Raw genomic sequence first — 20,866 nt, 5'->3', positions numbered from 1 at the left:
AACTATGGATAAAGACGGTTCAACAGACGCGGGAATGGCGCTGTTTCCCTGACATGCTGAACACCGCTCAGCCACGCAACCGTTCTCTCAAGTCCCAGTCCGAAACCGGAATGCGGTACGCTTCCGTATTTGCGGAGGTCCAGGTACCATTCATATGCGGCAAGGTCCAGGCCGTTGTCCACAATCTTCTGTTTGAGTGTATCGTAATCATGTATCCTCTGGCTGCCGCCGATGACTTCCCCGTAACCTTCAGGAGCAATCAGATCTGCGCACAGCACTGTCCGTGGGTCCTCCGGGTTCTCTTCCATGTAGAAGGACTTGATCTCTTTCGGGTAGTTCACGATGAACACGGGAAGATCGAAATGATTTGCGATTTCCGTTTCATGCGGCGCCCCGAAGTCTTCGCCCCACTCGATGTCATCAAAGCCTTTTTCCTTGAGCAGTTCGATCGCATCCGTATATGTGATGCGCGGGAACGGTGCCTGAATTTTTTCGAGGACGGAAGTGTCACGGCCGAGTGCTTCAAGGTCGAGTCTGCAGTGCTCAAGTACATCTGTGACAAGATATTCCACGTACTCCTCCTGCACTTTGAGGCTGTCTTCATGGTTGTAGAACGCCATTTCAGGTTCAATCATCCAGAATTCGATCAGATGTCTTCTCGTCTTTGATTTTTCCGCACGGAATGTCGGTCCGAATGAAAAGACTTTGCCATGGGCCATCGCTGCCGCTTCAGCATAGAGCTGGCCGCTCTGTGACAGGAAAGCATCCTCTTCGAAGTATTTAGTATGGAACAGTTCGGTTGTGCCCTCCGGTGAACTGCTGGTCAGAATAGGCGGATCGATTTTCTTATAGCCGTTTTCAAAGAAGAAGTTGTAAGTGCTTCTGATGATCTGGTTCCTGATATTCATCACCGCATGCTGTTTGCGGGATCTCAGCCACAGGTGGCGGTTGTCCATGAGGAATTCAGGCCCGTGATTCTTGGGAGTGATCGGGTACCCTTCCGCTTCATGGATGACCTCGATGCCGGAGACTTCCATTTCGTATCCGAAGGAAGAACGCTCATCGGCTTTGATTGTGCCTGTGACATACATGGATGTTTCCTGATTCAGTCCTTTCGCTGCAGCGAAGAGGTCTTCATCCGCCGCTTTGACTGCGACCGCCTGCATGAAGCCAGTACCATCCCTCAGCTGAAGGAATTGTATTTTCCCGCTGCCACGCTTTTGCAGCAGCCAGCATCCGATTGTAACCTCCTCGCCTTCATATTGGGGTGCCTGGTTTATAGAAATCTTCATATCTGTTTTTAAGCTCCTTCTGTTCTCTGTAATACAAATTGTCTGATGCGCTCAAGCGCCTCATTCATGTCTTCAATGCTCAAAGAGTAGCTGAGCCTGATATTATCCGGAGATCCGAATCCGGAACCGGGAACGACAGCCACATAAACCTCTTCCAGTACTGCATTCACAAATGCATCCACTGAATCGAATCCGCAGCGTTCTGCACATTCACTGAAGTTCGGGAACAGATAGAATGCGCCCTCGGGTTTTATACATGTAATGTATGGAATTTCCATCAATTTATCATACGCCGCATCCCGGCGTTCATGGAACGTGCGGTTATATTCCCGTGTGAATGAATCATCCATTTCATATGCGGCTATCGCTGCCCACTGTGACGGCGTCACCGGATTTGATGTGGAATGGCTGGTCAGGTCGGTCATCGCTTTGACGACTTCACTGTTGCCGCAACAGTATCCGATCCTCCACCCTGTCATTGCATGAGATTTACTTACACCGTTGATGACGAATGTATTCTCCTTCATCTTACTGCTCAGTGAAGCAATCGAAATATGTTCGCTGTCATAGACGAGCGTTTCATATATTTCATCCGCCACCACGATGAGATCCTTCTCTTCGATATATGCTGCCAGTGCTTCAAGCTCTTCACGGCTATAGACCATGCCGCTCGGATTGCTTGGCGAGTTGAGCAGCAGCATGCGGGTCTTATCGGTGAGGAACCTGTCGATGATTTCGGGTGTCATCTTAAAGGAGGTGGATTCGTCTGTCGGCATGATGACAGGATTGCCTCCGGCCAGTTTCACCTGCTCTGTGTAGCTCACCCAGTACGGTACCGGTATGAGTACTTCATCACCCGGGTTCAAAGTGGCCTGGAACAGGTTGTAGAGGACATGTTTTGCACCGTTGCCGACGAATACTTCGGAAGGTTCATACGTAAGTCCGTGATCTTCTTCCATCTTGTTGATGATCGCATTTTTAAGCTCGGGTATCCCAGCTGCTGCAGTATATTTGGTCTTGCCTGCTTTCAGCGATTCATATGCTTTGTCGATGATTTCATCGGGAGTATTGAAGTCAGGCTCTCCTGCCCCGAGACCGATGACATCTACACCCTGTGCTTTCAGATCCCTGGATTTGGCAGTGATCGCGAGAGTCTGACTCGGCGTTACATTTTTAATACGATCTGAGATTTGCATGTTCCTTCTCCTTTTATGTTGATATAGTCATTATAAATCACGCAGGAGCCCTTTGAAAGTCTCCTGTGGGCCGTGGATGATATTTTCCTCCGGAAAATACTTAAGAAATGCCTTTTTATAGTTCCTGGTCAGAATCCGCCTGTCAAATAACAGCACCAGACCTTTGTCGGACGGCTTCCTGTGGACCCTGCCCGCAATCTGACGGAATGAGAAGACAGCCTCCGGCAGATCAGTCTTATAGAAGTTTTTAAATCCTTTGTCCGTCGGGACCGGAAAAGGCAGTTTGGTCAGCATCAGACATTTGGCGCCGGCGCTTTCCACGTTGATTCCTTCATTGAAGCTTGATGTTCCGAGCAGCAGGCATTTATCAAGCTGGTTGAACTGTGAAAGAAGCTTTTCGGGAGTGCTTGCACGGGATTGCCTCAATACAGCATAATCCTCGAACAACCGGACTTCCTCGGTGTATTCCGCCACCTTGTCGAGCAGTTCGTAGTTTGAAAAAAGCACCATAAGTTTGCTGTCCGTTTCGCTCAGATAGACTGAAATATAATCGACAAGCGCCCATATGAACCGGTCATCGTCCACATCATAATCAGGGATGTCTTCAGGAATGAAAAGCCTGGTATTCTCAAAAAGTGCCGGATCGCTGATGATCTGTGACTCGTACGGCAGTTCACCGAACCAGTAGGTGAGGTGTCTGAAGCTGCCGTTTACTTCGAGTGTTCCTGACAAAAGTACTGTTGAGGACAGGTTTTTCACACGGTTCTCAAGAACTGTCTGCCTGTCATCCCTGATGTATATTTTGGTCTTCTGGAAATTGGCATCCCTGCCGATGGTGTAATCGCCCTTCTCCAGCCCGGTTTTCAAAAGTGACAGCATGCCCTGGTAGTGATGCATATGGTTGTAGAGTATCTGATAGTTGTTTGTACCGCGGATGGTGCCGAGAAATGTTTCTGTATATTTCAGCCCGCCTTTGATATGGAGAAGTGCCTCCTCCATATTCCCTGCAGAAAAAGATCCGAACAGACGGTCGATATTCTGGTTGAGATGCTTCAGTATATCCTCCAGCAGATATACTGCGGTTTCGTTGTTGTCGTTTATATAGGTATGCAGCAGACGCTCCTGGGAGGCCATGCCGATCTGTCCGATGAAAAATTTCATGCCCTGATAACTATAGGCAGATTCCATTCTGTCATCAAGCGCGTTTTTAAGCTGATGCGCTTCATCGACCAGCACTGAATCTATCCCGATGACATGATCAAGGCAATCCGGAAGGAAATAATGATTTGTGATGATTATTGCCGAATTCCGGGCTTTATCAAGCGCACGCTCAAAATAAGGGTGTGCTCCGCCTTCTCCCGCCTGGATGGCCATAGTCCTGTAATACGCCTTCTCGGGCCCTTTGAGATGGATTTCAGACAGATCCCCGGTTTCGGTGTCGAGGAGCCACACCAGCAGTTTCATCTTGAGGTAGATGATTTCAGTGTTCTCGTCATCAAGTGAAAGAAGGAGTTCAAATGCTTCCAAGTTGAGATAATTATCCCTGCCCTTGAGGTCTGCGGCAGAAATATCCATCCCGCATGCCTCTTTGAGAATGGCCAAATCATCGGTGATGATCTGTTTCTGGAGTATTTTTCTGCTGGTTGAAATCAGTGTCTTCATGCCGTACATGGAATAATAGCTTATGCCTGCAAGCAGGAAAGCTACAGTCTTACCGAGTCCTGTATAGGCTTCCAGAGCAAGGTGGCTCTTTGTTTCAAACGCCTCGAATATCCTGTTTGCGAGCATCAGCTGGTCTTCCCTGTAATCATTGCCGGTATGATCGATATACCTGCTGTACAGTTCCCCCACTTCCACAGGTGGGAGCGCCGCTTGTGCATCGTGTTGTTTTCTCATATGGACGGACCCCCGTTTTTCAAGGTGTCCGGGGGTGTTGTCATCCGATTCCGCCAGCGTCAGGAAAAGAAGGTCCGACAGATTATGCTTCAGGGGCTTTGAGAGATGGTACAACTGCTTCAACGTCTCAGTGTTCATCGATGTGATGATCTCCTGCAATCTGATGAGTAGCTCTGCAGTGGCCCGTGCATCCTCATCGGCCCGGTGGGCGTTTGAAAGCGTTATGCCGATGGACTGGGCAATTTCATTCAGCTGGAACTTTTCAAGGGTCGGCATGAATATTTTGGAAAGTTCAACGGTATCGATTTTATACCGGGGTTCATATCTTATGCCCCTTTGTTCCAGTGTACTTTTCAGAAACCCGTAGTCGAATTCGACATTATGTGCAGTAAAGACGCATCCGTCAAGGAGGGAGACAACCTCATCTGCAACATCACGGAATTTGGGCGCGCCTTTCAGCATGTGGGGTTCTATATTGGTAAGCTCCCTTATGAACGGGCTGATTTCAGTATCATCAGAGAGAAAAGTGGTGTACTGGTCAGTAATTTTAAAATTTTCGACAAAGACGATACTCAGTTGTATGATACTGTCCCTGTTCTTATTATTTCCGGTTGTTTCCAAATCTACGACAGCAAATCTCTCTGTAAACATACAATCACCAATTTCTACTAAAGTTCAACATCTGCACTGATCACTTTTCTTATATTCCCGTCGTCGTCCAGAACTTCAAGGAAGCCGGCCTCAGTGATGTCGAGTGCACGGCCATGGAAAGTTCCGCCGGATTCAGTAATACGCAGTTGCCGGCCGAAGATGACCGATTTCTCTATCCAGTCCTGCCGGATACGGGAAAATGGTTCATTTAAAAATCTATTATAGTATACTTCAATGTTGCCCATGAACGTCTTCATGAATAGATCCAGGTCCATGTATACATGGCTCCCGGCAGCCTCCTCAACCGAGATGGCGGTCGGAATCTTCCCGACTGTGTCATCCTTGAAGATATTGATGCCGATACCGCATACGATTGCATTGATGACTCCGGACTCGCTGACGACTTCGGTAAGGAAGCCGCAGACTTTTTTCCCGTGGATGTAAATATCATTCGGCCACTTTATGCCTGTTTCAACACCGAAAGCTTCATCGATGGATTCCGCAATTGCCAGCGAGATGAACAGATTGAAACGGATGATATCAGAAATCGGTATATCCGGCCGGAGCACCAGTGATATGTATACACCCCTCCTGCCGGGAGAATCCCAGTGCCTGTCAAAGCGGCCCCGCCCTTCTGTCTGTTCTTCAGCAACCACGACGAAGGTGTCGTTCGATTCAGGCAGCATGCTGAAAGCTTCTTTCTGTGTAGAAGGCGTTGTGTTGAAATATTCCACACGGTCGAAAAGGGAGGACTGGCTGATTAGCATTGAAAGTGCGGTCGGATTTACATATGCGGGCGGGTTTTTGAGATGATAGCCTTTGTTTGTGACCGATTCTATAGAATAGCCCTCCTCTTTCAGGGCTTTTATACTCTTCCAGACCGAGGTCCGGGACACGCCGAGCATATCTGCGATATTCTGGCCCGATATGAAACGCTCCCGGTCAAGTAAGCTTAATATTTCCTTCTTCAAATTCGACATGCATGTCCATCCATTCAAGTATTTTTGTTTTTTCATTGGGAAGCAGATTAAAAAGGATCTCATGTTCCAAAACCGCAAAAACCTCCCTGATCCATCGGCCCCCGCGTGCCTCGAAATGGCGCATCAATTCTCTGCCGTCTATATCAATATCCGATATGTGCTGTATGGGAAGAGATGGTTTCATTTCCAGTGCCTCACCGAGGATGCTGTTCCATTCCAGTTTTCTGGAAAATCGATTGGTGTTCACCAGTTTCCTGACATTTTCAAGTGTATCATAATTATAATTGTAGGAGATGGTTTTAACTTGTTTGTCATATTCAAGATCCCTGAAGACACAGACGATTTCCTTTACTTCTTTTTTCTCGGCGTTGGAAAGTTTCAGGTCAGGGGCATACTCCATAAGCGATTCGTTCAAATAGATCTGGAGGCCCATGCCGGTGATGAAAGAAAAAGTATTAGTTGACATAAAAGCGTTATCGTCAACTTCTTTGATGAACGGAAGGTTCTTTTTTATACCGGTTCGGACCATCAGCGATTTGACGCCGTCCATATGTCCCGCGGAAAATGTCTTCTTCAGTTCCACCAGTGAACGTTCCACGGCGACGTGTCGCAGATGACCGGCATGGCGTTCCATTGCCCGGACGGTTTCTTGATCAATTGTAAAGCCGAGCTGTGCTTTGAAACGGACTGCCCTCAGAATTCTGAGGGCGTCCTCGTCAAAGCGTTCATCCGGCAGGCCGACTGTAGTGATCGATCTGTTCTTAATCGCTTCAAGACCCGCGTAAGGGTCTATCAGTTTGAATTCACTGTCCATGGCCATTGCATTCATGGTGAAATCACGGCGTTCAAGATCCCCAGCCAGTTCTTTTGTAAAAGCGACCGAGTCCGGCCGTCTATGGTCTGTATACTCCGATTCAACACGGAAAGTAGTAACTTCAAACGGTATGCCGGAGAGGACCACAATCACAGTCCCATGCTCGATGCCCACATCAACCGTGTTTTCAAATAATGATTCCACCTCTTCGGGCAGGGCATCAGTCGTAATGTCGACATCGTTGATCTCACGGCCCATCTTGTAATCCCTCACACATCCGCCTACAAAATACGCATCGAAACCTGCTTCCTGCAGACGTTCCAATATCTTTTTTCCAGTAATGAACAGATCATCCATGCTCCATGTCTCCTGTCAGCCTCTTGTACAGGGCTTCATATTCTTCGATTATTACATCAGTCCGAAACCTGATACTGATATCGTCGATCATCTGTTGCTGCATTGATTCATATCTTTTTGGATCTTCAAGGAGGTCAGTGATCTTCTCTGCAGCAGCACTGTAGTCACCCACCTCGACAATAAGGCCGGTCTGGCCATCCCTGATGACTTCGGAAATGCCGCCGGCCGTTGAGCCGATGGGTACGGAGCCGCAGTGCATCGCTTCAAGGAGCGCCAGTCCAAAGCTTTCCTTCTGACTGAGAAGCAGGAAGATATCGCTCATCATGTAGAATGATTTCACATCAGTCTGCTGTCCTGCCAGAATCACTGAACTATCGATATCGAGCTCTTTAATGAGATGACGGATGCTGTTCGTTTCAGGTCCGTCACCGATAAGGACCAGTACAGCATCCATCTGTTCCTGCACTATGCTGAATGTCCGTACAATATCATCGATACGCTTGATTTTCCGGAAATTTGAAGTATGCATGAGTACTTTGGTGTCTTGAGCTATGCCGTATCTCTTTTTCATCCTGGTAGCAGTCTCTTCCCTGCCAGCTGTGTTGAAATAGGTTTCATCCACAAAATTATAAATTGTCTCTATGGGCTTGTCAGGGCCTATCAGTTCATGGGTCTCCTGTGTCAGGCTGTCGGAAACGGCTGTGACCGCATCGGAACCTTCTATCCCGAAGCGGATGGCATTGACGAGGGACATATCGTGGCCGAGCACGGTAATATCCGTTCCGTGCAGGGTCGTCACGATGCGCACATCAAGTCCCGACATCTGCCGGGCAAGGATCCCGCAGACCGCATGGGGGACTGCATAATGCATATGGATCAGATCCAGCCCGTATTCGGTGATGACTTCGGAAATCTTACTCGCCAGCGTGATGTCATACGGAGGGTATTTGAACACGCTGTAATCAGTGATGTCGGTCTGATGGATATGGATGTTGTGATGGCTGGTGTTCAGCCTGAACGGAATGTTCGATGTGATGAAATGCACCTCGTGACCTTTTTCCGCCAGTTTGATGCCCAGTTCCGTTGCAATGATTCCGCTGCCGCCTACGCTTGGATAGCAGGTTATTCCTATTTTCATACAATCACGCTCTATCTTTGTAGTTGAGATAATGAAGCACTGCGCTCGCAGTCCCTTCATTTGTCGCCAGGGGGACATCATAGACATCGGACAGTCTCAGAAGCGCTGAGACGTCCGGCTCATGCGGCTGGGCGGTCAAAGGATCCCTGAAGAATATTATGGTATCTATGGCTCCGTTCGCGACCATTGCACCTATCTCCTGGTCTCCGCCGAGCGGCCCCGACTTGCATCTGTTCACTTCAAGCCCTGTATGTTCTATGATTCTGGTGCCTGTTGTGCCTGTGGCAAACAGTTCATGGTCTTTGAAGAATTCCAGATGCAGTCTGATGAACTTCAGAAGATCGTCTTTCTTTTTGTCATGGGCAATCAGTGCAATTTTCATATTCATCATCCATTCCTGTGAAGTATCATAATTGGTCATGTCCTTAATTATAGAGAATGTTGGCTGTTAAGTGAACTGCCTATGCTGCGGTTTTCAGCCTGAATGGTTACTTCTTTCATCACTGATGATGGTTTCCACATGAGGCGGCAGATTGAGCATCATCTCTTTTCCGGCTCTAGGCCTGATATCTTTTCCGGCAGCTTCGGAAAGTGGAATCCAGTGGAGCGTCTCCGTCCTGCCCCCTCCCAGCCTGTTCTTTTGCTCCGGATACTTTATATCTCCGGGTTCCATCAAATAATAGAATGTGACTTCCTGGAAATCATATTTCGTGTCGTTGAATTCATAATCAAAAAAGTTCTCCACAATCGTCAGCAGCCGGCTTACGCTGTAATCCCCGCCGGTCTTTTCATTCATGACACGCACTGCCGCCTCCTCGCTTGCTTCCCCCAGGCTGACCGCCCCCGAGAGGATATAGAAGTATCCTGTCATGGTGTTGGTGGCAAGAAGTGCGTTTCCATCATCCAGTACGATACCCGCCACACGGTATCTGAATACGTTTTTTCCTGATTTGAAGCCGCAGTCCATATTAATCATCTCCTTGAATACATATATAATAATACCAGAGAGTGGCGGTAAATAAAAAAGGATACCCATCTTTGATGGATATCCTGTAAATTTTGATCAGTTGTTGCTCTTTGCAATAAGGATGAACCTTATCAGCTCGGCAACAGCAACTGCAGTTGCTGCGACATATGTCATTGCTGCAGCATTCAATACTTTCTTGGCATGGCGGTATTCCTTTTCATTGACGATGTTCAGCGTCTGGATCTGGTTCATGGCCCTTTTCGACGCATCAAATTCTACAGGCAGTGTAACGAGCTGGAAAAGGACAGCAAATGCCATCAGTCCGATACCGGCCCACAGCAGCATGTTTCCAAGACCGCCGCCGACGTTGTTCTGCGCATATGTGATGATCATGCCGGCAATGATCAGGAAGTATGAAAAGTTACTGCCCAACTGTGCCAATGGGAAAAGTGCAGATCTGAAATTCAGGAACGCATATCCTGTAGCATGCTGTATCGCGTGTCCGACTTCGTGTGCAGCTACCGCGGTACCTGCGACACTCGGTGTATCATAGTTGTCCGGAGAGAGCACGAGTTTTTTGTTCCTAGGGTCGTAATAGTCGCTTAGAAACCCTTGTCCTCTTTCTACTGAAACATCATAAATACCATTTTCCCTAAGAATCTCCTCTGCAACCTCTCGACCAGTCAGACCACTTGTTGAACGTACTTTCGAGTACTTATTGAATGTGGATTTGACATTCATCTGAGCGAGCATTGGAACAACCATCAAAATCACAAAATAGATGATAATATACACTTGTATTCCAACCTCCAATAATTGTTCATATCTGAATTTTACTTTAAAATTGAATGTATAGTCAATTGTTACGCTTTGGCACCAGCTGATGCAGCAGCACCAGTACAAACACGCTTAGCCAGAATGCAAAATAGCCGATGTGCTCCGCATATTGCGACAGGCTTCCGTATACAGGATACTGGCCGTAGACATAGTCGATGATATCGTTGTGGAACAGCCAGACAGCTGTTATATAGAAGTGGCTCATCTTTATCTCCAGGTGAGGCAGGAAAAGGATCGCCTGTACCGCCATGATGCTGTGCGATGCGATGAGCATGAGACCGATCCATGAAATGAACCCGGTTTCCATGAATGTGAGAAGATTCATGACTACCGCCCATACGCCATATTTTATCAGGGTTGTAAAAGCGAGTGCATCGACCAGCCCCCATTTTTTCCCCGCAAGGATCAGTACGATGAGTATGGACAGGAACAATGTGGCAGTCGGACTGTCGGGAACGAACGGATAAAAGTACCATTCTGTCTGTGCGAGCTGCCCCCCGTACCACCAGTAGCCGTAAATGGTTCCCAGGAAGTTCGATACGAGAAGGAGGATCAGGAATATTCTGTTGTGAATGAGCCGGATTATTGTTTCCATAAAAGTCTCCTGTCAATAAAAAACCCCCTATAGCTAGGGGGTTTTGCCTTAATCTGTGTCTGATTCTCCGCCTTCCTGCTGAGTGCCGCCCATCGCTTCATCTGCAGAGGTGACTTCAAGGTTTGCTACGAATTCAGAGATCTGCTGGATCTCCTCTTCAGTAAGCTGACCTTCAAATGCAGGCATTTCACCCGTACCGTTGGTTACGAATGCATTCACGGTCTCAGCGTTCAGATCGGGTTCCACGAGGTTCGGTCCCGAACCGCCGGTCAGTTCCCCGCCGTGACAGCTTGTACAGTTGGAGCGGATGAGGTCGGTGAAGACCGGATCTTCGGAATCAAGGTTGGAGAACACAATCTCACCCTGTTTATCCTGTGTTTCCCAGTCATGGTATGCTACCGATTCCCAGGTCGTATAGAAGATGATACCGACAGAAAGGAGCATCATGGCAGCTGCCACAGGGCGTTTTTTCCAGTGACGTTCTTTGTTGTTGTCAAGCCAAGGTGCCAAGAGAAGTGCACCAAAGGCGATTCCCGGTATGATGATTGCACCGATGACGTTATAGGGACCGGATGCAAATGAATACTTGAGTATCTGATACAGGAATAGGAAATACCAGTCAGGGAGTGGTATATAACCTGTATCCGTAGGATCAGCTACACGTTCAAGCGGGGCTGGATGCGCAACTGTAAGGCAAAGGAAACCGATGAGGAATACTGCACCGGTGATCCACTCCTTCAGAAGGAAATCCGGATAGAACTCTTCCGTACGGCCCGGGAATTCCGAGTAGTCACGATTGAGTTTTGGTTTTTCATATTTCTGTATTCGTGAGTCGCCGACAAAAGTCAGCCCTTTTCCACGTTTCATATCAATTTACCTCCCTGTGTTTTTCTTATAGTGGTCCTGCAATACCTTGTCTACGTATCATAATGAAGTGGATCGCCATTAATACAAACAGGGCCGCAGGTAAGAAGAATACGTGGATGGCAAAGAAACGTGTCAACGTCTGGGCGCCGATGATCTGTTCGTCACCAGCAAGCAGAGTCTTGATCCATTCACCAACAAATGGCACACTTTCTGCGATATCCAAACCAACTTTGGTTGCGAAGAGTGCCTTCATATCCCACGGGAGAAGGTATCCGGTAAATGCCAGACCCAGCATTACTGCGAATAAGAGTACTCCGACAACCCAGTTCAGTTCACGTGGTGCTTTGTAGGCCCCGGTGAAGAACACCCTTAAAGTATGTAGGAACATCATTACTACAACCAGGCTCGCACCCCAGTGGTGCATACCTCTTACAATAACACCTGCAGCAACATCATGTTGCAGGTAATAAACGGAGTTCCAGGCGTTTACAATATCAGGGACATAGTACATTGTGAGGAACATACCTGATAATATCTGAATTACCGTAATGAAAAATGTTAACCCTCCGAAACAGTAGACGAAAGCAGAAAAGTGATAGGCAGGGTTAACATGCTCCGGCACTTCATGATCGGCAACATCTCTCCAGATCGGAGTGATATCCATGCGATCGTCTATCCAGTCATAGATTCTGTTTAGCACAGTTTTCCCTCCTATACAAGTTCATTTTCAAACATTTCGCCGATTGTGATGAATCCATCAGAGTCTCTGACTTCATACTGGTCAAGCGGACCTCTCGGCGGTGTCCCCGGGATGTTTTTCCCGTTCTTTTCATAAAGTCCGTTATGGCATGGACAGAAGAATTTATCCGGGTTGGCATCATCACCCGCCCAGGTTACAGTACAGCCCAGATGTTTACAGATCGGTGAAAGTGCAATGAGATTATCACCGTCTCTGTAGACCCAGACAAAGTCGGTCACTTCACTTGTATACCAGGCATCCTGCTGTTCATAAGAAAAATCGACTTTCACCGGCTCTTCTGTAATCTCTTCAGTCTTGACACTTGTAGTGATCATGGAACCTTGAGCTTCGCCCTGGAACAATGGATCTAGCGCAAACCTGCCCATCGGCAGAATTGCACCTGCCGCCATGAAAGACCCCACTCCCATCAGGGAATAGTTCAGGAACTGGCGTCGTGTTACTTTTTGCGACATTAATATTTCCCCCCTCAAACGCGCGTTCTTTTACATTTAAATATAACTAGGACAGTTCAATTTTAGCCTATTACCTGAAACCGGTCAATAAGGTATCGAAACTTTTGACAGAGGGCTTTCTGTTAATTGTGTAAAAGTACCACCTTTTACCGGTTCCAGATGGAAATGATGGATTTCATTGCAGATTTGACTTCATCGCTGACCATTTCCATCTTCATATCATCGCTCATATTCTCGAGAGGTATTTCATTGAGGCGGATCCTGTCCATATCCCTGAGGTCTTTTTGGATGTGGGTCAGAACCACGATCTTTTTGAAGCCATATGCCAGGAGCTGCTCCTTATAACTTTCAAGAAGCACAGTATCCTCCCCTACTGTCATCAGCGGTGGTGTAATGAGCAGACGGCCCTTGAATTGTTTCTCCAGCTGTACAGAGACAATCTGCAGCAGTTCGAGATTGCCGGCATGCACGGGGGCGCGTGAATCCATATCCATGGATGAGAAAGGGATGACGGCAGTGTCGATGAACTCTATTTCATCTTTCAATAATTTCAAATCCTTCTGGTTATACAGCAATTCATTCACCTGTCTTTATGTTGATCGTTTCAGCATTTTTACAAGACGCAGAAAAAGTTCCTGATCCTGCTGGTCAAGTGCCTGGTCAATCTGTTTCAGCAGCGCATCCTCCGCAATGGTCTGAAGTTCCTTGTCCAGGTCTTCTTCAATCTCCTTCACCTTCCTGTAGCGGGCATCGCCTGCCGGGAAGACAAAGTCCAGGTAGAGCAGTTCATCCTGATTCATGTTGAGTTCGTGGAAGATGACTTCCCCGTCGTTCGTCACGGTATCGCCCTTTTCAAGCACCAGTGTCGGCCGGTTAGTACCGGCTGCAGCAATGCGCAGACTCCTTTCGACCGACTCGTCCGGTGTGAAGGAGATGTTCTTGGATACGACAGGATGCGATTTGAGGAAGTTCAGGATCCATACAGCCACCCGGTCTTCAAATTCATAGTGGTAAAGCACGTAGTCTATGAAATCCTTCCTATAGCTGATCTTCCTCACCTTCCAGACGCTCCTTTTCAAACTGCCAGTCGGCATTGGCAGGATCGAGTTCCATCAGTTTATCCAGTATTTCTGATTTTAATGGATGGCTGATCTCGGTCAGATATTCGTAGTAATCCTTATAGAATTCGACGGACTCTCCGATAAGTTCGCGTGCATCCTGATAATACTTCAGGGCTGCATCGTCCTCTTCATTTTCCTGATGTATCCTGGCCAGCAGATACAACGATTCGCCTGAGAGCGCATGTATATCGAGGCCGCTTTCGAATGATGCTATTTCATCAGTACGCTCCGACTTGAGGAGCGTCTCAAACAGCATGAGATATGCATCATCGTAGTCCTGGTCGAGTGCAATCGCCTGTCTGAACGACTCAATTGCACTGTCCGTGTCACCGAGTCTGAAGTTTATGCGCCCGAGATGGAAATAGATCAGCGGGTTCGTATCATCCTGGCCGAGATATTTTTCAAGCAGCGTCTTTGCCGCCGTGAGGTCATGCTCTGTTTCATGGACATTCATCAGCAGTATATATGCATTGATATAGTAAGGTTCATTCTCTATAACTTTATTGAGAAGGTTCTTGGCCGTTTCGTATGACTGCAGCTGATATTCCATCAGAGCTTTCCGGTAGAAGTCATCATTCGAATACAACTTCTCGTCAACGCGGTCAAAGTGTTCCTTTGCCTCTTCAAGCTCAATCTGGTTCATGTGGAGTTCTGCTGCGCGCAGATTGAAGTTGACTCCGTTCAGCTCATCGATTCCTTCATCAAGCAGTGCACCGTAATACCTCAGGGCTTCCTGGAAATCCCCGTCCTGATAATGGATTTCGGCAAGGGCATAATCGAGGGTCGGTTCATCCCCCATCTCTTTTGCTTCATGAATCAGCCTGATGGAAACATCATTCATGTTGAGCTGCTGGAAAATTTCCGCTTTGAGCATGAGCACCGTCTTTGTCTTCGGCGCTTCGTTGATCAGGCTCAGCGCCTCATCAAGCCTGCCGTCCGTGATATAGATATCGGTGAGATAGGCGAGCACTTCATCATCATGGCCGGTGTTTTTGTGGAGATGTTGGAAAATGGTTTCCGCTTCACTGACGGCCCCCGCCTGCATTAGCGTATCCCCTAGTATGAAAAGGGATTCGAGTTCCATATCGTCATCCAGCCCCTCAAGATTGGCGAGGAGACTGTTAACTTCGTTTTCGGGAAATTTACCCGCCTTCAATTCATCTATAATGGAATAGATCTGGTCCTGCATATTTAAGCATCCTTCCGTAATGACTCCAAATCATTTATGAATCCTGGATATGATATGTCTATTGCTGAAGTATCATCGATGTTGAGCGGTGTGTCAGAGACGATGGAGAATATTATGAGCATCATGATGATGCGATGGTCATGATAGCCTTTCACCGCCGTACCCGCTGCTGGTTCGATTTCTCCCGGCAGGACAGTGAAGCCATCCTCTTTCTCTTCAAATCTGATGCCGAATTTGGACAGCTCATCCACAACCGCGCGGATCCTGTCAGTTTCTTTGAATCTCAGCTCCCCGGCGTCGCTCACTGTACATGATTCATTGCTGTAGGCTGCGAGAAGTGCAAGAATCGGAATCTCGTCTATAAGCCGCGGGATGATTTCGCCTGAAATGTCGAAGCCGCGGAGCTCAGGGGTGTACGAGGCAGTGATATTCCCGATTGCTTCCCCGTCACCCGGGAGGGTTTCGATTTCTATATTGGCATCCATCATTTCCAGGACTTCAAGTATACCAGAGCGTGTTGGATTCAATGAAACATTTTCGATGGTAATGGAAGTGCCCGGTTTTAGTATTGCAAGGGCAAGCGGGAATGCCGCTGATGAAATATCACCCGGGACAGTGACATCCGCCGACGTGAGCTTTTTACCGCCGGTGAGCGAGATGACACCATCTTTTGATGAAAGTTCAGCACCAAACTGTTTCATCATGATTTCCGAATGGTCTCTTGACGGTGATGATTCACGTACGACGGTCGTACCTTCTGCAAACAGCCCGGCAAGCAGCACTGCACTTTTCACCTGTGCACTTGCAATCGGCATATCATAATCGATTGCTTTCAGCGGCTTTGGATAGATGTGGACCGGTGGATACTTCTCGTCTTTCAGCCGGATGTCAGCACCCATATCAAGCAGCGGTCTCTGAACCCTGTCCATGGGACGTCTGTTGATGGAGTCATCTCCGCTGAACTCAGCTTCAAGCCCAAGCCCTGCAAGGAGGCCGATGATCAGCCGGGAAGTTGTGCCCGAGTTTCCGGTATACAGGGGCCCGGCCGGTGAATGCAGATGTGCATGTCCCCTGGATTCAACAATCCATATGTCACCCGATTCAGTTATGTCTGCACCGATTGCCCGCATGATTTCCATGGTCCGGTAAGTGTCCTCACTCTTCAGAGGAAGGTGTATTTCAGTGCGCCCTTCTGCAAGTGCAGCAAGCATGAGAGACCGGTGGGTGATCGACTTGTCGCCGGGAACTCTCAAGGTGCCTTCAAAAGTTCTGTTCAAAAGTTGTTTCATAGGCTCTCCTTCATATCATTTATGAATTTTGTAAGCTGTTGCCGATCAATTTCTGTAAAGCGGGCACGTCCGGCGTCTTCCATGACGATATATCCCACCAGCCCGCTTGTCTGATTCTTTTTATCCTTCGTCATCAGAGAAATCATATCAGATGCATCCAGCGCCTTCAGTTCTTCCATGGGATAGCCGAGCCCTATGAAATATTCGTAGAAGTGCGCGAGATCGAAAGTGTCTTCCTGATTCAGTTCATTTGATATATACAGTGCGGCATATATTCCGAGTGTCACAGCGATGCCGTGCGGCATCCTGTATCTGTATTCTATGGCATGGCCGAGAGTATGACCGAGGTTGAGGTGTTTCCTTATGCCTGATTCATTTTCATCTCTCAATACGTGTTCCATTTTGGTCTCAATGCCCTTGATGATGAAGGGTTCTATCACGTCCAGCTCAATGCCGTCTTTTGTGGCATCCATAAGTGCATCGACTGCGTCCTTATCTTTAAGGAGCGCATGTTTGATCACTTCCCCGAAACCGCTGAGAATCTCAGATTCCGGCAGTGTATCCAGGAAATCAAGGTCGTATATCACACCTTTTGGACGGTGGAATGCACCGATCAGGTTTTTGCCATACCTGCTGTTGATGGCTGTCTTCCCGCCTATTGATGAATCATGGGCGAGGAGTGTCGTCGGAACATGGATGTAATCCACCCCCCTGAGCACAGTTGCAGCAGCAAAGCCGCCTGCATCCCCTGCCGCCCCGCCTCCGATGACAACCAGCAGGCAATTCCTCTGTACGCCACTCGAGAGAAGAGTCTCCAAAAGATTGCTGAAGGCATCGAAATACTTCGATGCCTCGCCCTGCTCCATCAAAATCGGATCTTCTATAAAAGACAGCTTCCCATTTTTGTGTAACTGATATACATTTTTATCTGCAAGATAGAAGACCTGGTCATATTTATCAGTGTAATCGTCTATTCTGTCTTCCAGTATGCCGCGCGCTACCTCGATTGCATAGTTGCCGTCTTTGTATTGAGTCATGATCTTCATGTTTCAGTACTCTTTGACCCGTTTTTTATAAGCTCCAACAGCCGCTTTAAGCTCATCCATGTCATCATGCGGGAATTTGTCAAGCACGGCACGGGCGACCTCGATTGCAACCATGTGTTCACATACTACTGAAGCTGCCGGCACTGCACATGCGTCACTGCGTTCGATCGTTGCCTTGAACTCTTCCTTGGAGTTGATGTCCACACTCAGAAGCGGTTTGTAAAGGGTCGGTATCGGTTTCATCACCGCTTTGACGACGATCGGCATACCTGTTGTCATGCCGCCTTCAAAACCGCCCAGATTATTTGTACGGCGGGTATAGCCCTTTTCATCATCATAAGTTATTTCATCCTGGACCTCGGAGCCCGGCGTGGAGGCTGCTTCGAAGCCTGCCCCGAATTCAACGCCCTTGAAGGCATTGATGCTTACCACGCTGCCCGCAATTTTTGCATCCAGTTTCCTGTCATAATGGACATGGCTGCCGAGACCGGGGATTGGGTTTTCAACAATCACTTCAACGACTCCGCCGATTGAATCGCCGTTCTTTTTGGTGGCATCAATCAACTCCTCAGCTTCGCCGGTCTTCTCTTCGGAAACCATGCGCACTGAGGACTGGTCGGAAAACTCGCGGATATCAGCCAGGTTATACCTGCCCTCATCCCTCACACTGCCGATCTGCTTCACACGGCTGACTATACGGATATCAAGGGCATGGAGCAGTTCTTTGCACAGGGCACCCACAGCAACCCGGGCTGCCGTTTCACGTGCGGAGGAACGTTCAAGCACATTTCTAAGATCACGCATGTTATACTTCATGCCGCCTACCAGGTCAGCATGCCCCGGACGCGGTTTTGTTATGACACGTCTCATGGACTCCGCCTCTTCGGGTGTGAGAGGATCGCTGCCCATGATCTTGCTCCAGTGTTTGAAGTCGTCGTTGATAATCTCAATCATTATAGGGCTGCCAAGAGTTTTAGCATGGCGGATTCCGCTGCCGAACTGGAAAGTGTCTTTTTCAATCTGCATCCTCCGGCCGCGTCCGTAGCCTCCCTGACGTTTAATCAGTTCATTGGTCATTCTCTCTTTATCGATTTCCAGGTTTGCCGGAAACCCTTCCACTATCGCTGAAAGCTTTGGTCCATGGGATTCACCCGATGTTAAAAATCTCATTATATGCACCTGCCTATTTCATGATATTAAAAAAAGCCGAGTCTCTTCACCCAGCTTATGACGTTCTGCTACTAGTATATCCAGGAGCTGTTGATCAGATCGTAATCAAGTACTTCCGATTCGTCAAAGAAAAGACCGATCTCCCTTTCAGCACTCTCTGGTGAATCCGAGCCATGGATGATGTTCTTTCCGACTGTCAGGCCGAAATCTCCACGGATTGTACCTGGTGCAGCCTGTTGCGGGTTGGTTGCTCCGACTACAAGGCGTGCTGTATCAATGACGTTCTCACCTTCAAGTACCATTGCAAATACCGGTCCTGAAGTGATGAAATCCACCAATTCGCCGAAGAAAGGCTTATCCTGGTGTTCCTGGTAATGTGTTTTGGCAAGCGATTCTGATACATGCATCAACTTTGCTCCTGCCAGTTTGAAACCTTTGTTCTCCAGACGTTCCACAATTGGTCCGATGAGATTTCTCTGTACGCCATCAGGCTTGATCATTAAAAATGTCTTTTCCATTTCAAGTCTCCTTTAATTGAATTCCATACTATTCTAACATTTTCAAATTTGTTATTTCAATTCAATTCAGACGATTCGCAAGTTTTTCTGCGATTTGGAGTAGATAAGTGCGTATCGGTTCATCTATATCTTTGATTGCCACTTTTGCCTCTTCGATGTGTCCGCCGCTGATCCGGATGGATTCTCTGATGGCGTCCGAGCTGAGGAGCTCCCCGATCAGGGAATCCCGGATACTTCTGTCTTCCCTGAAGGCCGAGAGCTTCTCTTTGAATAGAGGATCGGAATCTCTCAGAAGGAGCACTGGAAGTGTATAGTGCCCGTTTTCAAGATCTGAAAATTTCGGTTTGCCGAGATTTTTTTCATCACCGGTGAAATCCAGGCAATCATCGATGATCTGGAAGCTCATTCCGATATGGTATCCGTACCTCAGGAGAGAATCCAGTTCTTCATCCGTCACACGTGCAGCATATGCTCCCATCTCGATGCTGAGCTCGATCAGCAATGCAGTTTTCCTGTATATTTTCTTATAATAGTCATCAAGGGTCTGTTCCGCATTGAACTGCTGATCGAATTGGAAAAGCTCGCCGCTGACAATATCCTTCATGGCAGCTGAAAACGCATCGTGCAGTTTTTCATGTTCGATGGTGCTCACCAGTTCCAGTGAGGTTGAGAGAAGGTAGTTTCCAGTGTTTACCGCCTGAAGATATCCATGTTCATAGTACACGGTATCCTGCCCTCTTCTGAGTTTGCTGTCGTCTATGATGTCATCATGAACGAGGCTCGCCATATGGATCAGTTCGAGGCTGGCGCCTGCTCTGATGACATCATCGTGCAGACGCCGGTCTCCCAGCCTGCCGACAAGCAGTGTAAAGGTCGGGCGGATTTTCTTACCGCCGTATTGGAACAGTTCGTAGCTGCTGTCGTTGACTATGATGCCGTTTGGGTCAAGACTTTCTTTGATCAGTTCCTTCACTTCTTCGAAATCGGAAGCAAGGAATTCTTTATGTCTAATCAAACAGATCCCACCTGTCCGAGAGGTTTGTATCCGATATGTGTCGCTGCTGTGCCCAGCGTATGGGAGAGGATTTTCATATTGGTAAACCCTGCGGCTGTCATCATGTCTTTAAGTTCCGGTTTGGTCAGGAATGTGCTGGTGGACTCATACAGCCATTCATATTCTTTTGTCCTGCCTGCAATCACTCCGCCAAGTTTCGGCATTATCTTTCCGAAGTAAAAATCGAACCCTCTGTTTACAATGCGGTTTTCCGGCGTGGATGTTTCCAGTACGACAAGGACACCCCCGGGGATGAGGACTCTGTGGAATTCTTCAATCGCCTGCCTGTAATCAGGGAGATTGCGCAGCCCGAATCCTATTGTGACGAAATTGAAACTGTCATCTTCAAACGGCAGGTCCATCGCATTCCCCTGGATCAGGGTGATATTACCATAGTCTTCAACTTTTCCTTTTGCGACCTCCAACATATTCCCGCTGAAATCAAGACCTGTAACGTTTGCTCCCGGAGCTTTCTCTGCAAGCTGTATCGTCCAGTCCCCCGTGCCGCAGCATACATCGAGTATTTTGTGCCCATTTTTTAGGAACATCTCCTGCATGGTCCTGTTTCTCCACGCTGTATGCTGGTTCAGGCTGATGATGTTGTTCATATGATCGTAATCGCCTGAAATGGCGTTGAATATAGTTTGTACTTTTTTCTCTTTATCCATTAGATTCAC

The 20,866-nt window shown here is 47.8% G+C and carries 22 protein-coding genes; all 22 read right to left on the bottom strand.

Features of this window, described 5'->3' with window-relative positions; genetic code table 11:
* Window positions 1-2 precede the first annotated feature (2 nt).
* Window positions 3-1,292 carry an asparagine--tRNA ligase gene (asnS, locus tag WN59_RS01900; RefSeq protein ID WP_046511697.1) on the bottom strand — a complete coding sequence of 430 codons (1,290 nt, stop codon included), beginning with the start codon at window positions 1,290-1,292 and terminating at the stop codon, window positions 3-5.
* A gap of 8 nt (window positions 1,293-1,300) precedes the next feature.
* Window positions 1,301-2,488, bottom strand: a complete 1,188-nt coding sequence (locus WN59_RS01895; protein WP_046511694.1) for a pyridoxal phosphate-dependent aminotransferase — start codon at window positions 2,486-2,488, stop codon at window positions 1,301-1,303.
* A gap of 30 nt (window positions 2,489-2,518) precedes the next feature.
* Complete coding sequence (locus WN59_RS01890) at window positions 2,519-5,035, bottom strand: helicase C-terminal domain-containing protein (protein ID WP_046511689.1); 2,517 nt, start codon at window positions 5,033-5,035, stop codon at window positions 2,519-2,521.
* A gap of 17 nt (window positions 5,036-5,052) precedes the next feature.
* The gene (locus WN59_RS01885; RefSeq protein WP_046511687.1) at window positions 5,053-6,015 is read right to left on the bottom strand and encodes a biotin--[acetyl-CoA-carboxylase] ligase; all 963 of its coding nucleotides are present in this window, start codon (window positions 6,013-6,015) and stop codon (window positions 5,053-5,055) included.
* Entirely contained in the window at window positions 5,978-7,186 is a 1,209-nt protein-coding gene (locus WN59_RS01880) for a CCA tRNA nucleotidyltransferase (RefSeq protein WP_046511684.1), read from the bottom strand. The genes WN59_RS01885 and WN59_RS01880 overlap by 38 nt, the downstream gene beginning before the upstream one ends.
* A complete protein-coding gene (gene bshA / locus WN59_RS01875; RefSeq protein ID WP_046511680.1) occupies window positions 7,179-8,324 on the bottom strand; it encodes an N-acetyl-alpha-D-glucosaminyl L-malate synthase BshA in 1,146 nt (381 codons plus the stop codon). The genes WN59_RS01880 and bshA overlap by 8 nt, the downstream gene beginning before the upstream one ends.
* A gap of 4 nt (window positions 8,325-8,328) precedes the next feature.
* Window positions 8,329-8,706, bottom strand: a complete 378-nt coding sequence (locus WN59_RS01870) for a methylglyoxal synthase (RefSeq protein WP_046512764.1) — start codon at window positions 8,704-8,706, stop codon at window positions 8,329-8,331.
* A gap of 93 nt (window positions 8,707-8,799) precedes the next feature.
* Complete coding sequence (locus tag WN59_RS01865) at window positions 8,800-9,291, bottom strand: NUDIX hydrolase (protein WP_046511677.1); 492 nt, start codon at window positions 9,289-9,291, stop codon at window positions 8,800-8,802.
* 96 nt (window positions 9,292-9,387) lie between these two features.
* Entirely contained in the window at window positions 9,388-10,086 is a 699-nt protein-coding gene (locus WN59_RS01860; protein ID WP_082099083.1) for a zinc metallopeptidase, read from the bottom strand.
* A gap of 61 nt (window positions 10,087-10,147) precedes the next feature.
* Window positions 10,148-10,723, bottom strand: a complete 576-nt coding sequence (locus tag WN59_RS01855) for a DUF1405 domain-containing protein (protein WP_046511674.1) — start codon at window positions 10,721-10,723, stop codon at window positions 10,148-10,150.
* A gap of 48 nt (window positions 10,724-10,771) precedes the next feature.
* A complete protein-coding gene (locus WN59_RS01850) occupies window positions 10,772-11,590 on the bottom strand; it encodes a menaquinol-cytochrome c reductase cytochrome b/c subunit (protein ID WP_017548946.1) in 819 nt (272 codons plus the stop codon).
* A gap of 25 nt (window positions 11,591-11,615) precedes the next feature.
* The gene (gene qcrB, locus WN59_RS01845) at window positions 11,616-12,290 is read right to left on the bottom strand and encodes a menaquinol-cytochrome c reductase cytochrome b subunit (RefSeq protein WP_017548945.1); all 675 of its coding nucleotides are present in this window, start codon (window positions 12,288-12,290) and stop codon (window positions 11,616-11,618) included.
* An 11-nt stretch (window positions 12,291-12,301) separates the two neighbouring features.
* Entirely contained in the window at window positions 12,302-12,802 is a 501-nt protein-coding gene (locus WN59_RS01840; RefSeq protein ID WP_046511669.1) for a QcrA and Rieske domain-containing protein, read from the bottom strand.
* Between the two features lie 146 nt (window positions 12,803-12,948).
* Complete coding sequence (locus tag WN59_RS01835; RefSeq protein WP_231577057.1) at window positions 12,949-13,347, bottom strand: DUF2487 family protein; 399 nt, start codon at window positions 13,345-13,347, stop codon at window positions 12,949-12,951.
* 45 nt (window positions 13,348-13,392) lie between these two features.
* Complete coding sequence (locus WN59_RS01830) at window positions 13,393-13,860, bottom strand: YpiB family protein (protein WP_046511663.1); 468 nt, start codon at window positions 13,858-13,860, stop codon at window positions 13,393-13,395.
* Window positions 13,841-15,112, bottom strand: a complete 1,272-nt coding sequence (locus WN59_RS01825; RefSeq protein WP_046511660.1) for a tetratricopeptide repeat protein — start codon at window positions 15,110-15,112, stop codon at window positions 13,841-13,843. Before WN59_RS01825 ends, WN59_RS01830 begins: the two co-directional genes overlap by 20 nt.
* A 2-nt stretch (window positions 15,113-15,114) precedes the next feature.
* A complete protein-coding gene (gene aroA, locus WN59_RS01820; RefSeq protein WP_046511657.1) occupies window positions 15,115-16,401 on the bottom strand; it encodes a 3-phosphoshikimate 1-carboxyvinyltransferase in 1,287 nt (428 codons plus the stop codon).
* A complete protein-coding gene (locus tag WN59_RS01815; RefSeq protein ID WP_046511654.1) occupies window positions 16,398-17,447 on the bottom strand; it encodes a 3-dehydroquinate synthase in 1,050 nt (349 codons plus the stop codon). The genes aroA and WN59_RS01815 overlap by 4 nt, the downstream gene beginning before the upstream one ends.
* Window positions 17,448-17,450: 3 nt before the next feature.
* Complete coding sequence (gene aroC / locus WN59_RS01810) at window positions 17,451-18,617, bottom strand: chorismate synthase (protein ID WP_046511650.1); 1,167 nt, start codon at window positions 18,615-18,617, stop codon at window positions 17,451-17,453.
* Between the two features lie 71 nt (window positions 18,618-18,688).
* Window positions 18,689-19,135 carry a nucleoside-diphosphate kinase gene (gene ndk, locus WN59_RS01805; RefSeq protein ID WP_046511647.1) on the bottom strand — a complete coding sequence of 149 codons (447 nt, stop codon included), beginning with the start codon at window positions 19,133-19,135 and terminating at the stop codon, window positions 18,689-18,691.
* 61 nt (window positions 19,136-19,196) lie between these two features.
* Window positions 19,197-20,150 (bottom strand): polyprenyl synthetase family protein, encoded by a 954-nt coding sequence (locus tag WN59_RS01800; protein ID WP_046511646.1) that lies wholly within the window; start codon window positions 20,148-20,150, stop codon window positions 19,197-19,199.
* The gene (locus WN59_RS01795) at window positions 20,147-20,857 is read right to left on the bottom strand and encodes a demethylmenaquinone methyltransferase (RefSeq protein ID WP_046511643.1); all 711 of its coding nucleotides are present in this window, start codon (window positions 20,855-20,857) and stop codon (window positions 20,147-20,149) included. The genes WN59_RS01800 and WN59_RS01795 overlap by 4 nt, the downstream gene beginning before the upstream one ends.
* Window positions 20,858-20,866 lie beyond the last annotated feature (9 nt).

It is taken from the genome of Salinicoccus sediminis (genome assembly GCF_000986795.1).
Lineage (GTDB): Bacteria > Bacillota > Bacilli > Staphylococcales > Salinicoccaceae > Salinicoccus > Salinicoccus sediminis.
The sequence above is the reverse complement of the archived record's forward strand: the minus strand, read 5'-3'. Positions and strand labels throughout refer to the sequence as shown.

Excerpts from the sequence above, each read along its gene's own strand:
- asnS (WP_046511697.1), bottom strand. The coding sequence starts at position 1,292 with ATGAAGATTTCTATAAACCAGGCACCCCAATATGAAGGCGAGGAGGTT.
- WN59_RS01895 (WP_046511694.1), bottom strand. The coding sequence starts at position 2,488 with ATGCAAATCTCAGATCGTATTAAAAATGTAACGCCGAGTCAGACTCTC.
- WN59_RS01890 (WP_046511689.1), bottom strand. The coding sequence starts at position 5,035 with ATGTTTACAGAGAGATTTGCTGTCGTAGATTTGGAAACAACCGGAAAT.
- WN59_RS01885 (WP_046511687.1), bottom strand. The coding sequence starts at position 6,015 with ATGTCGAATTTGAAGAAGGAAATATTAAGCTTACTTGACCGGGAGCGT.
- WN59_RS01880 (WP_046511684.1), bottom strand. The coding sequence starts at position 7,186 with ATGGATGATCTGTTCATTACTGGAAAAAAGATATTGGAACGTCTGCAG.
- bshA (WP_046511680.1), bottom strand. The coding sequence starts at position 8,324 with ATGAAAATAGGAATAACCTGCTATCCAAGCGTAGGCGGCAGCGGAATC.
- WN59_RS01870 (WP_046512764.1), bottom strand. The coding sequence starts at position 8,706 with ATGAAAATTGCACTGATTGCCCATGACAAAAAGAAAGACGATCTTCTG.
- WN59_RS01865 (WP_046511677.1), bottom strand. The coding sequence starts at position 9,291 with ATGGACTGCGGCTTCAAATCAGGAAAAAACGTATTCAGATACCGTGTG.
- WN59_RS01855 (WP_046511674.1), bottom strand. The coding sequence starts at position 10,723 with ATGGAAACAATAATCCGGCTCATTCACAACAGAATATTCCTGATCCTC.
- WN59_RS01850 (WP_017548946.1), bottom strand. The coding sequence starts at position 11,590 with ATGAAACGTGGAAAAGGGCTGACTTTTGTCGGCGACTCACGAATACAG.
- WN59_RS01840 (WP_046511669.1), bottom strand. The coding sequence starts at position 12,802 with ATGTCGCAAAAAGTAACACGACGCCAGTTCCTGAACTATTCCCTGATG.
- WN59_RS01825 (WP_046511660.1), bottom strand. The coding sequence starts at position 15,112 with ATGCAGGACCAGATCTATTCCATTATAGATGAATTGAAGGCGGGTAAA.
- aroA (WP_046511657.1), bottom strand. The coding sequence starts at position 16,401 with ATGAAACAACTTTTGAACAGAACTTTTGAAGGCACCTTGAGAGTTCCC.
- WN59_RS01815 (WP_046511654.1), bottom strand. The coding sequence starts at position 17,447 with ATGAAGATCATGACTCAATACAAAGACGGCAACTATGCAATCGAGGTA.
- aroC (WP_046511650.1), bottom strand. The coding sequence starts at position 18,617 with ATGAGATTTTTAACATCGGGTGAATCCCATGGACCAAAGCTTTCAGCG.
- ndk (WP_046511647.1), bottom strand. The coding sequence starts at position 19,135 with ATGGAAAAGACATTTTTAATGATCAAGCCTGATGGCGTACAGAGAAAT.
- WN59_RS01795 (WP_046511643.1), bottom strand. The coding sequence starts at position 20,857 with ATGGATAAAGAGAAAAAAGTACAAACTATATTCAACGCCATTTCAGGC.